This window comes from bacterium (assembly GCA_024226335.1).
Lineage (GTDB): Bacteria > Myxococcota_A > UBA9160 > SZUA-336 > SZUA-336 > JAAELY01.
On the sequence record JAAELY010000468.1, the window covers coordinates 1 to 10,258 of the forward strand.

Genomic DNA, 10,258 nt, shown 5'->3' on the forward strand with positions numbered 1-10,258 from the left:
ACCGCGCGTTTGCGACTGATCGCCGGTCGTGCGGAATCTGTGGCTATCGCTGGAGGACGGGTGAGTTCGCAGTCACCGGTGTTCCTCCGCCACCCACGAGACCTTGAAAGGACACGGATTGATCTAGCCCTGATCCGTCGTACCGCCTCGCGAGAAAACGCGTCAGAGTGCGTGATTCGGGGTCGCACGCAGGCCGTGCTCACCGGAGCTTGGGTTTCACCCAAGTGAGGATGAGCGCGGTCGAGTACGACCGCGAAGCGCGTGCTCTGGCGCGAGCCGAAGGCGGTTTTCGCCGAGGCGGTATGACGGATCAGGGCTAACTCTACACCGCCGGCACACCCAACGGTCGCAAGATTTCGATCGGACTCGAAGAACTCGGACTCGACTACGAGGTCAAGCGGGTCGCACTCGACGGTGAGCAGAAGGAAACGCCTTTTCTCGCGCTCAATCCCAACCACAAGATTCCGGTACTCGACGACGACGGACAAGTGATCTGGGAATCTGGAGCCATCCTGCTTCACCTGGCCGAGAAGTACGGAAAAGGTGAGATCCTGTCGCGAGACCCCATCAAGCGCATGGAAGCCATCCAGTACGCGTTCTTTCAAACGGGCGGGATCGGACCGAACATGGGTCGCTTCGGTGCCGCTCTGCGAAAAGAAGGCGAGAAAAACGCGGAGATGCTGGAGATCTTCGGGGGTGAAGTGAGCCGCCTGATCGGAGTCCTGGAGCGCATCCTGTCCGACGGTCGCGAATACCTGGCCGGCGACTACAGCATCGGCGACATCATGCACTACCCGTGGCTGAGCATTCCGCTCCAACTGGGAATGGCGCAGGTCATGGAGAGTGAACGCGTGGTCGAATGGCTAGAACGCATCGGCAAGCGTCCCGCAGTCCAGCGAGGAATGGCGGTTCCGGAATAGTCGCTCAGGCGCCCTTCCACTCCGGTTTGCGCTTCTCGGCGAATGCGCGCGGGCCCTCCTTGAAGTCCGCACTGCGAACCATGTCACCGATCGCGGAGTACTGCCCGTTCTGCAGAGCCTCCACCAGATCGGAGCGGTCCAGGCTCTGCATTACGGTCTGTTTGCTGGCCCGGATCGAGAGTGGAGCGCACTCCAGAATCTGATCGGCCCATGCGCGCGCGGCATTCATGAGGTCAGCCTGCGGAACGACCTCATTGACGAAGCCGAGATCCAGACCCTCGGCCGCGCTGACGCGCCGGCCGGTGAGGATCATACCCATGGCACGCTTGACGCCGATCTGCCTGGGCAGGCGCTGCAATCCCCCGGCGAGCGCCGCCAGGCCGACACGCGGCTCCGGCAGCGCGAAGATGGCGTTGTCGGAAGCGATGATCAGGTCGCAAGCCAGAGCGATCTCGAAACCGCCGCCCATCGCAACGCCATTGACTGCGGCAATAACTGGCTTGACGCAATCGAAGCGCGAAGTGAGACCGCCAAAGCCGGTCTTGGGCTGAGAGATGTTGCCCTTGCCGGCCGCCGTGTACTTCAGATCGTTTCCGGCCGAGAACGCGCGATCGCCCGCGCCGGTCAGGATTGCGATCCACTGCTCCGGATCGTTGGAGAAATCGTCGAAGACCTGCTCCAGTTCGTTGTTTGCTGCCGGATGCAGGCTGTTCATCACCTTCGGGCGGTTGATCGTAACCAGTGTGAGGTTCCCATCCCGCTCGACAGTACAAAATTCGAAATCGGCCATCGTTCTCGTCTCCTTCTCAACCAGTCGGTACGTGAATGCTATTCAGAAGCCGGATCGGGGTCAAACGACAGGAACTGGTACACTGGCCGGGCGGTCGAATCAGCGACGCCGACCCATCCGAAGGAGCCCCCTTGAAGAACCTGTTCTCTGTCGAAGGCAAGATCGCTTTGGTCACCGGAGGCTCCCGCGGGATCGGCGAAATGATTGCCCGAGGATATGTGGAGAACGGAGCCCGGACGTATATTTCCTCGCGCAAAGCCGATGTTTGCGAAGAACTGGCTGCGGAGCTCTCCAAGCTGGGCACCTGCATCGCACTGCCGGCGGACCTCTCCACACTCGACGGGGTACGCGCTCTGGTCGAGGATCTGGGCGAACGAGAATCGAAGCTCGACATCCTGGTCAACAATGCCGGTGCGAACTGGGGGCAGGACATCGAAGAATTTCCCGAGTCGGGTTGGGACAAGGTCATGGACCTGAACGTGAAATCGATCTTTTTCCTGACGCGCGACCTGCTGCCGCTGTTGCGCAAGGCGTCGAGTGCAGAAGACCCGGCGCGCGTCATCAACATCGGCTCGGTAGACGGCCTGCATGCGCCGGCCCTCGAGACCTACTCCTATTCGACGAGCAAGGCCGCCCTGCACCAACTGACGAAGGTACTCGCGCGCAAGCTGACCAAAGAGAACATCACGGTCAACGGCGTGGCTCCCGGGGCTTTCGAAAGCAAGATGATGGCAGCCACACTGGATGCCTTCCGGGATTCGATCATTGCCTCCACCCCGCGCGGACGCATCGGCGAGCCCGAGGACATGGCCGGTGTCGCTCTCTTCCTGGCGTCACGAGCCGGAGCCTATGTTACGGGCGCGATCATCCCGGTCGACGGCGGCGCAGTCACCTGTCTGTAGATTCGCCTTCCCCGGGACGGACCGAAATCACGGATTCCCCGGCGGTTCGAAGTGAGCTCGAGTTTCGCGACGAGGTCTGGGGCAACCTGAAGCGAAACTACCTGGCACATCTCGCGCACGGCCTTCTGGGCCAGACTGGCTTTCGTCTGATCCAGGCTCCCACTTTCATCCCGGCCTATGTACTCCTGCTGTCCGGCTCAGATTTCGCAGTCGGCCTGGCACGAGGAGCCCAGGCGCTTGGGCAGTGCCTGTCTCCGATTCTCAGCGCCTCCCTGATCGGGCACCGGCGGCGCGTCTTGCCATTGGGTTTTCTGGTCGGCGGGGTCATGCGCCTGCAGGTGTTGGGAGTCGCACTGGCGGGCTTCTTCCTGACGGGCGGTTGGGACCTGATCGCAATCTGCATCTTCCTCGGTTTGTTCGGCTTCTTTATGGGGATGCAGGGCGTGATCTTCAATTTCTTGATGGGGAAGGTCATTCCGATCGAGCGGCGCGGCGTACTCTCGGGATTACGAGGCGCACTGGCCGGCCTGACGGCCGCCGCTGTCGGCGCCTACGGCGGGTTTCTGGTTGAAAACAACGCACTCGGAAATGGCTATGCAGCGACTTTCCTGGTCGCGTTCGCCCTGACGAGCTGCGGCCTGGCGATGCTCGTATTCATTCGCGAGCCGGAATCTCCCACCGTCCTGGACCGCTCCGGAGTGGGAAGCCGGATTGCGGAGATTCCCGCATTACTGCGTGGCGACCGGAATTTCACCTACTACTTCATCGCGCGCGCGCTGGCGAGCACGGGGCGCATGGCGGTTCCCTTCTACATTCTCTTCGCGCGCAGTGAGTTTTCCGGAACTGAACTCGGGGCGTTTTCGGCGGCGTTCATCCTTAGCCAATCGGGAGCAAGCCTGGGCTGGGGTTTGATCGCCGATCGAACGGGTTTTCGCTTCGTGTTCATCGCGGCGATGATCTTCTGGGTCTCTTCGACCCTTCTATTGCTCGCCGATCAGAGTTTTGGCGCGGTTATGCTCGTCTTCAGCCTGCTGGGAATCGGCCTGGGCGGCTGGATGATGGCTTCCCAGAACCTGGTGCTGGAATTCGGCGAGCGAGAGCATCTTCCGTTGCGCATCGCGGTCGCCAACTCGACGTCCGAGGCCTTGGGTGCGATAGGCGTGGTCACCGGCGGAGCACTCGCCGCAGCGTACTCCTACCAACACGTGTTCTGGGTTGCTATTGGTTTCAAATTGCTCGCCCTAGCGTTCATTTCTACGCTTGTGCGGGAACCTCGACGTTCTGGGAATTGACTGGAGCAAGAGCCCCGTATTCGGCGAAAGAGCAGTTTCGGTTGGGTTCTCTACCGTCGCTGCGATTCGGAAAATTCCTCTTGCGCAACTCGGACGGGAGGAGTTTCGAACTCGAACGCGAAAAACCGCGCAACTCCGCCGCATTTACGGACTTCTCTTGCGCACTTCCACAGGCTCTTTTCAAGATGCGCACGATGATCGGCTTTACCGCAAGCAGAGACGCATGAGATGATTGAGGTCCTGATGAATCAACGCTCACAGATACCGCCCGGGTCGCGCGCCGAAGCAAAACGCCGCACGCGCCGAATTCTGCTCGAAGCGGGCTTGGCAGAGTGCAGCGAGCATGGCCTGGAAGCTCCTAGCCTCGATGCAATCTGTTCACGAGCGGGCTTCACGCGGGGTGCGTTCTACGTCCACTTCAAAGACCGTGACGACTTTCTGGTCGCGTTGTTCGACTGGGTACTAGCGGGAGTACTCGACGCGTTGGTCGGACCGGAAGATGAACAGAGCGTTGACGCCGTGTTCTCGCGTTTCGCCGATGCGGTATCGACAGGCCTCTGGCCGATGCAGGAAGGACGCCGAGTACCCACCGAACGGATCGCAGAGGCACTCGAGCGCTCGGTCGCAATTCGGGAACGTTGCGTGGATCTCTTGCAGCGCGCGGTGCTCCGCCTGACGAAAGTCGCGATGCGCGGCCAGGAGTCCGCCGATCTCAGGCGCGATATCAGCGCTTCCCAGATCGCGCAGATTCTGATCACCCTGGCGACCGGCGCACTTTCATTGCGCCAGGCGCGCGTCCCGATGGACGTGCGACGCTTGCGCAGCGAAATGATGACGCTGATCGAACGACGGCCTCGGCTGGACGCCTAACAGGATTCGAGCCAACCGAGTCGTCCGGAAGCCACTCGTCATCCAGCTGGTTCCGGATTCCGCAGACGCTCCAGGCCATCTGCCTCCGCCGTGGACGCGGATGTCCGGCGATCCCTCTGGGCCCAGCGATTTGGTGTCATACCTGTCAGATCGACCGTTGAGTCGACGTCTGCGCCGTCGGATGTGACTGACGCCAACGAACGACTTGTGGAGCACGGTGCCGGGTCGGGCATAGCAACAGGTGCGCAGATCTGCGTCCTGCTCCGAATCGCGGCGTAACGCACGAGGCCGGAAGACCCGGCTACTGCAGACAGCGTTCACGGCAAGTTCCGTAGTGTTTTGTCTCGCACTCTGGCTGCGATTGCATCCTTGCCGTCACTCAAGACGGTGCTTTGAGCGCCAAATACACAGCTGCAACTGACATGGAGTATTCCGTGTCTATGAAAGGCAAGTGCATCGGTTCCGTCGTTCAATCCCCGGCCAGTTACCTCACAGGTGTAGCCCGGTTGCGAGGAAGAAGGGAACCGGGGTCCCGCCAGTTGGAAAAATTCGGAGTCGTTCTCAATCTATCCGGAAAGCAATGCATGTTGACTCAGAAGGTGAGTAAGGGATTTCTGCTGGTGGCCTACGGGCATGAGAGAGAAGACAGCAAGCTCAGCTTGTTGGAAACCTACACCCTTTTCCGAGAGAACACTGAAGGGTCTGCAGGACGGTGACGAGACCCTGGGGCTGCCCAGAACCGATTCCCAGCAGATTCGCGATCAGCTGGATGTAGTGGAAGGGCTCTGGAAAGAGTTCAAGCCGGTCATCGCATTCGCAGCAGCTCACGCCACAACGAGTATCGAAAAGGCAAGCTCACCCAGGTTATCGAGGGCGACGTGCGCCCGACCATCGCAGGAAAATGCCGGGGCAGCTTCGACAAGTTGAAGCAGGACGCAAATACGATGGGTTCAAAGCTCCAGAGTGTAATCGGCGGGATCAAGAGCTCGTCGGGTTCAGTACGCGACGGCGCAACCGGAATAGCGGCGGGATCGCGGAGAATGCGGAGTTGGCAATGGACGCCGCGCCATCGGCCGCGCCGTCCGGTGCCGAGGCGGAGGGGCCACGCACCCGGGAAATGGGTAGGGACCCGGCGGAACTCACCTCGGACTCTGCGGGTTCCAATGTGTCCGATGATGAGTGGGAAGAGTTCTGAGAAACCTTCTGAGAAGGGAATCCTGCGAGGAAATCGCTCGAGCTAATTTCGGCCCTTGCGCCACTGGTAGCGCGACAGGTCGACGCGGCCGCGCAGATCGAAATCGATGCCCTCGTCTTCAAGCAAGCGTCGTTGGGCTTCTTCGGGGCCTTCGAGCGCGCGCAGGCTGATCTCGCCCTTCGAATTGATCACGCGTTGCCAGGGCAGGCTCTCGTCGACGAGCGCATGAAGTGCGTAGCCGACCTGGCGGGCCGCGCGACCGAGACCCGCGAGTCGGGCGACCTGACCATAGGTAGCCACGCGCCCATGTGGGATCTTGCGCACAACTGCGTAGATTTTGTCGTACGCATTCGGAGCGGTTTTCGGAGCCATCGGCAGGTAGTCTAACCCGTCTCCCGATGCTGGGATGGCTACCGGGGCGAAGAAAAGAACGCCGTAGTTCAGTATGATCGGGCAGCCCGCCGTTGCGGAGAGGTGCCCATGAGCCAACCCAGCGAGCGCGACGTCCTCGAAGCGTTGCGTCCGATCGAAGACCCCGATTTCAAGCGTTCGATCGTCGACCTCGGGTTCATCAAGAACCTGCAGATCGATTCCGGCAAGGTCGCTTTCGCGATCGAACTGACAACACCTGCCTGCCCGGTAAAAGACATGTTCCGTCAGGCGGCCGAGCAGGCGGTCGCGGCGCTTCCCGGGGTGGATGAGGTCGAGGTGACGATGACCGCGCAGACTCGCGGATCGGCACACGAGAATCGACCCGAAGGGCTCGAGCAGGTCAAGAACGTGATCGCGGTAGCCAGTGGCAAGGGAGGCGTCGGCAAGTCGACGGTGGCGGTGAATCTGGCGCTCTCATTGGCCGGAACCGGCGCGAAAGTGGGCTTGCTGGATTGCGATATCTTTGGTCCCTCGATACCGCTAATGCTCAACATCTCGGGCTATCCGCGAGTCACCGAAGACAAGAAGATCTTTCCGCTGCAAAGCTACGGACTCAAGCTGATGTCGATCGGATTTCTCGCCGGGGATGACGCACCCGTAATCTGGCGAGGCCCAATGGTTCACGGAGTCATCCGTCAGTTCCTCGGCGACGTGGCTTGGGGAAACCTCGACTACCTCGTACTGGACCTTCCACCAGGCACGGGTGATGCGGCTCTCACACTCGTGCAGACCGCACCTCTTTCCGGCGCCGTGATCGTGACGACGCCACAAGAGGTCTCGCTGATCGACGCGCGCAAGGGACTGAAGATGTTCCAGCAGGTGAACGTACCGGTGCTCGGGATCGTCGAGAACATGAGTTACTTCGTATGCGACGGTTGCGAAAAGCAGCACATGCTCTTCGGTGAAGGAGGCGCAGATCGCGCCGCAAAGGAACTGGGTGTCGAAGTACTGGCACGCGTACCCATGCAGCCCGACGTCGTGACCGCTGGTGACACGGGAAAACCGACCTGGATTTCGGCTCCCGATAGCGTTGCGGGACAGGCTTTCGGCGAGTTGTCCGGAATCGTTGCGCGCAAACTCGCTCTGCTCAACGCCGAAGCACCTCCGGTCGTCGGCGCAAACGTCGAATGGGTCAATACTCCCCGATGAATGTCGTACGCTGGGACGAGAGCGCCCATGTTTTCGCAGCGGAAAAGATGCAGAAAGTCGGCCTGTTTCAGGGCGATGGTTTCTTCATGGACCTGTACTGCCTGGAACCGGGGCAGATGCAGAAACCGCACGCCCACGACGATGCGAACAAGATCTATCTGGTGGTCGAAGGCTGCGGGCGCTTTCGAGTGGGCGACGAAGAGCGGACGCTGAAAGCCGGAGAAGCGGTGTTGTCTTCACCGGGTGAAGTGCATGGCATAGAGAATGACTCCGGTGCCAGGCTGGTCGTGCTCACGGCAATGATGGAAGATCAAAAACTTCCGTAGCGATCTCGAACTGGATGTTCGGATCGAGAAGTGCCCGTCCCTGAGAGTGCTCCGGCGGGTCAATCCCCAGCAGGTTTGCGACCGTAGCCGCAACATCGATCGTGTGCACGACGCCGATGTCCTTGCGGCGTTCGACTCCACGTCCCACGGCCATGAAGATGCCCTGCATCTTCTCGTCTTCCGGCCGGTAGCCGTGTGCGCCCCTGACGATGTTCTTCACGCGTCCGGTCGGGATGCCTTCTTCGGGGTCGGGCCCAGGATCCCAGAGCACATAGGGAGGATCCACCGTCACGATGATTTCGCCCGAGCGCTCGCGTTGATAGGCGTTGTACCCTTTGAGAAACTCGTCACTCGGGTACGCCTCGATGTTCGCTTGTGCTCGCAGGATCTCGAGCGCCTCGTCCCGTTGCTCGGGCTTTTCGAGGTAGACAACGGCCGCTCCCCCACCTTTCGGAACGAGCACGTTCAAGCCCTTCTCGCGCAGAGGGGTACCGACGTCGATCGCCTCAGTCGCCAGAGCCATTCCGTGCCCACTCACTACGATCATGGTCGTGTGATACCACGCCTTGCGCACACCCATATCCATGTGAAGCCTCTGGATCTGCACGTCTTGCTGCTTGAGAGAACGCAATACGTTTGGATCGTCGGGACCGTGTTGATGTGCTGCCGCATCGGTCCCCTTGAAGTAGGCGATGATCAGTTGCGGAGTCTCATCCTGGGGAAGGCGGTACCATTCCGCAATCTGATTGACCTTGCCTCGCTCGTGCTCCTTCTCGCGCGAAGGAGGCACTGTGAACGTGGGCTCGATACCGCGATAGGCACCGCGCGAACCGGGCCAACCAAAGACGGCCGTCTTGATCCCCTGGCGTTCGGCGGCCGCCCAGAGCGGCTCGGCCGCGAGCCAGTTCGCATTCGGGTCCTCGTGGAAATAGCCGCGCCTCGCGTCCAGGAAACGATCATTGACGATACCGTGTTGGCTGGGCCAGGCGCCTGTGATCAGCGACGCATGCGTCGGGAACAGATTCGTGGGAAAAACCGGCGTCAGGGACTTTGCCCGGATGCCGTACTGCTCGAACGGATAGGCCCCGAATAGATGAACCCAATCGAGATAATCCGGGCGAATCGCGTCCATGGAGATCAAGAGAACCACGGGCTTCTTCGTCTTGGCCTCTTCCATGCTGATCTCACGGGCGTACTGTGGCTTGGCGGCCGGGGCGGGAGCCTCCTCTGCGGAGGGGGCGGCGGATTCCGTAGGATCCGGTGAACACGCCAACGCGATAGAGGCGCAAGCGAAGAACCGGATCAGCGTCTTGCGAAGCGAGATTGACACGCGTGTCCCTGCTAGTCTGTTGCGCCCATGACTGCCGACGCGATACCCAGGGCGCTCTCGATCGCTGGTTCCGACCCGACCGGTGGTGCGGGCTTGCAGCTCGATGTTCAGGTCTTCGCGCATCACGATGTCCACGGTATGGCCGTACCCACGGCTTTGACAGTGCAGACTACCACAGGGATTCGGCGAACCCTTCCTGCTTTTCCCAATGTGGTGGGCGAGCAACTCGAGGCGCTACTGAGCGATGTCGTTCCCGATGTGATCAAGATCGGCATGCTCGCGACCGACGACGTCTTGATCCGAGTCGCGGCCATTCTCGAACGCCATTCACTTCCCCGCGTGATCGACCCCGTGCTCCAGGCTTCCGATGGATCGTACCTGCTGGAGAGGAGAGCCTGGGGAAACCTGGTGAGTCGCTTGATCGCAGGTGCAGCGCTTGTGACTCCGAATCTGGCCGAGGCCGAAATACTGACGGGCTTCGCAGATCCAGAACGCGCGGCCCGGGCCTTGCTCGACGAGGGTGCGCAAGCGGCTTTGGTCAAGGGCGGACACGCAGAAGGCCCCCCCGACGACTTCCTGCTGAGCGGAACGGAAGGTCTCTGGTTGCGCGGCAAGCGCCGCGACGTCGGCGCCGTACACGGCACTGGCTGTGCGCTTTCGGCGGCGATCAGCGCCCGACTCGCTCGAGGTGAAACCCTGGAGAACGCATCCCAATCGGCGAAACAATGGCTCGAAGAAGCCATCGCGAATGCCTCACCCATGGGCAGTGGCAGCAAAATCCTGCGACTCACGCACGCCTAGCTAGTGTCCTGTTCCAGCAGTTCGGTGACTGTCCCTGTGCCCGGACGCCACGCTGGCAAGGCGGGAGGCCGCTGGAGTATCCGTTGATACTTCAAGGCCTTTCCAACGCAGCCGGCGGGGATGGGCGGGCGTCGCGATAGTTGGCGAACTTCTGGAACAGGGCACTAGCTGCTGAACAGATTCGACTGAAGATCCTTGGATATCCGAGTCGGCGAATCTACTTACAGCGCTCGATATACCTCTGCTCGGCC

The 10,258-nt window shown here is 60.9% G+C and carries 12 protein-coding genes; 9 read left to right on the forward strand and 3 right to left on the reverse strand.

Translation table 11 applies throughout. From position 1 onward, the window contains the following. Positions 1–488: 488 nt before the first annotated feature. Entirely contained in the window at positions 489–920 is a 432-nt protein-coding gene (locus GY725_22290; GenBank protein MCP4006919.1) for a hypothetical protein, read from the forward strand. A gap of 4 nt (positions 921–924) precedes the next feature. Here the strand turns inward: GY725_22290 and GY725_22295 are convergent, their stop codons facing one another. Beyond that, complete coding sequence (locus tag GY725_22295; protein ID MCP4006920.1) at positions 925–1,710, reverse strand: enoyl-CoA hydratase; 786 nt, start codon at positions 1,708–1,710, stop codon at positions 925–927. Between the two features lie 35 nt (positions 1,711–1,745). On the opposite strand from GY725_22295, the gene GY725_22300 reads away from it, so the two are divergent. The 5 genes from GY725_22300 (at position 1,746) to GY725_22320 (ending at position 5,969) form a co-directional block, all read left to right on the forward strand. Beyond that, a complete protein-coding gene (locus GY725_22300) occupies positions 1,746–2,612 on the forward strand; it encodes an SDR family oxidoreductase (protein MCP4006921.1) in 867 nt (288 codons plus the stop codon). Between the two features lie 296 nt (positions 2,613–2,908). Next, on the forward strand, positions 2,909–3,904 hold the full coding sequence (locus GY725_22305) for an MFS transporter (protein MCP4006922.1): 996 nt from the start codon (positions 2,909–2,911) through the stop codon (positions 3,902–3,904). A gap of 41 nt (positions 3,905–3,945) precedes the next feature. Continuing rightward, positions 3,946–4,131, forward strand: coding sequence for a hypothetical protein (locus GY725_22310; GenBank protein MCP4006923.1), 186 nt, complete (start codon positions 3,946–3,948; stop codon positions 4,129–4,131). Position 4,132: 1 nt separating this feature from the next. Beyond that, positions 4,133–4,774, forward strand: coding sequence for a TetR/AcrR family transcriptional regulator (locus GY725_22315; protein ID MCP4006924.1), 642 nt, complete (start codon positions 4,133–4,135; stop codon positions 4,772–4,774). A 1,054-nt stretch (positions 4,775–5,828) separates the two neighbouring features. Continuing rightward, positions 5,829–5,969 carry a hypothetical protein gene (locus tag GY725_22320; protein ID MCP4006925.1) on the forward strand — a complete coding sequence of 47 codons (141 nt, stop codon included), beginning with the start codon at positions 5,829–5,831 and terminating at the stop codon, positions 5,967–5,969. Between the two features lie 42 nt (positions 5,970–6,011). Here the strand turns inward: GY725_22320 and GY725_22325 are convergent, their stop codons facing one another. Continuing rightward, positions 6,012–6,341: a methyltransferase gene (locus tag GY725_22325; GenBank protein MCP4006926.1), complete on the reverse strand. Its 330-nt coding sequence runs from the start codon at positions 6,339–6,341 to the stop codon at positions 6,012–6,014. Positions 6,342–6,449: 108 nt separating this feature from the next. On the opposite strand from GY725_22325, the gene GY725_22330 reads away from it, so the two are divergent. Both GY725_22330 and GY725_22335 read left to right on the forward strand, forming a co-directional pair. Beyond that, positions 6,450–7,550, forward strand: a complete 1,101-nt coding sequence (locus GY725_22330; GenBank protein MCP4006927.1) for an Mrp/NBP35 family ATP-binding protein — start codon at positions 6,450–6,452, stop codon at positions 7,548–7,550. After that, the gene (locus tag GY725_22335) at positions 7,547–7,876 is read left to right on the forward strand and encodes a cupin domain-containing protein (protein MCP4006928.1); all 330 of its coding nucleotides are present in this window, start codon (positions 7,547–7,549) and stop codon (positions 7,874–7,876) included. The genes GY725_22330 and GY725_22335 overlap by 4 nt, the downstream gene beginning before the upstream one ends. Here the strand turns inward: GY725_22335 and GY725_22340 are convergent. Further along, positions 7,842–9,053, reverse strand: a complete 1,212-nt coding sequence (locus GY725_22340) for an alkaline phosphatase family protein (GenBank protein ID MCP4006929.1) — start codon at positions 9,051–9,053, stop codon at positions 7,842–7,844. The two genes, GY725_22335 and GY725_22340, sit on opposite strands and share 35 nt — an antisense overlap. Positions 9,054–9,233: 180 nt before the next feature. On the opposite strand from GY725_22340, the gene thiD reads away from it, so the two are divergent. Further along, the gene (gene thiD / locus GY725_22345) at positions 9,234–10,007 is read left to right on the forward strand and encodes a bifunctional hydroxymethylpyrimidine kinase/phosphomethylpyrimidine kinase (protein MCP4006930.1); all 774 of its coding nucleotides are present in this window, start codon (positions 9,234–9,236) and stop codon (positions 10,005–10,007) included. The last annotated feature ends 251 nt before the right edge of the window (positions 10,008–10,258 follow it).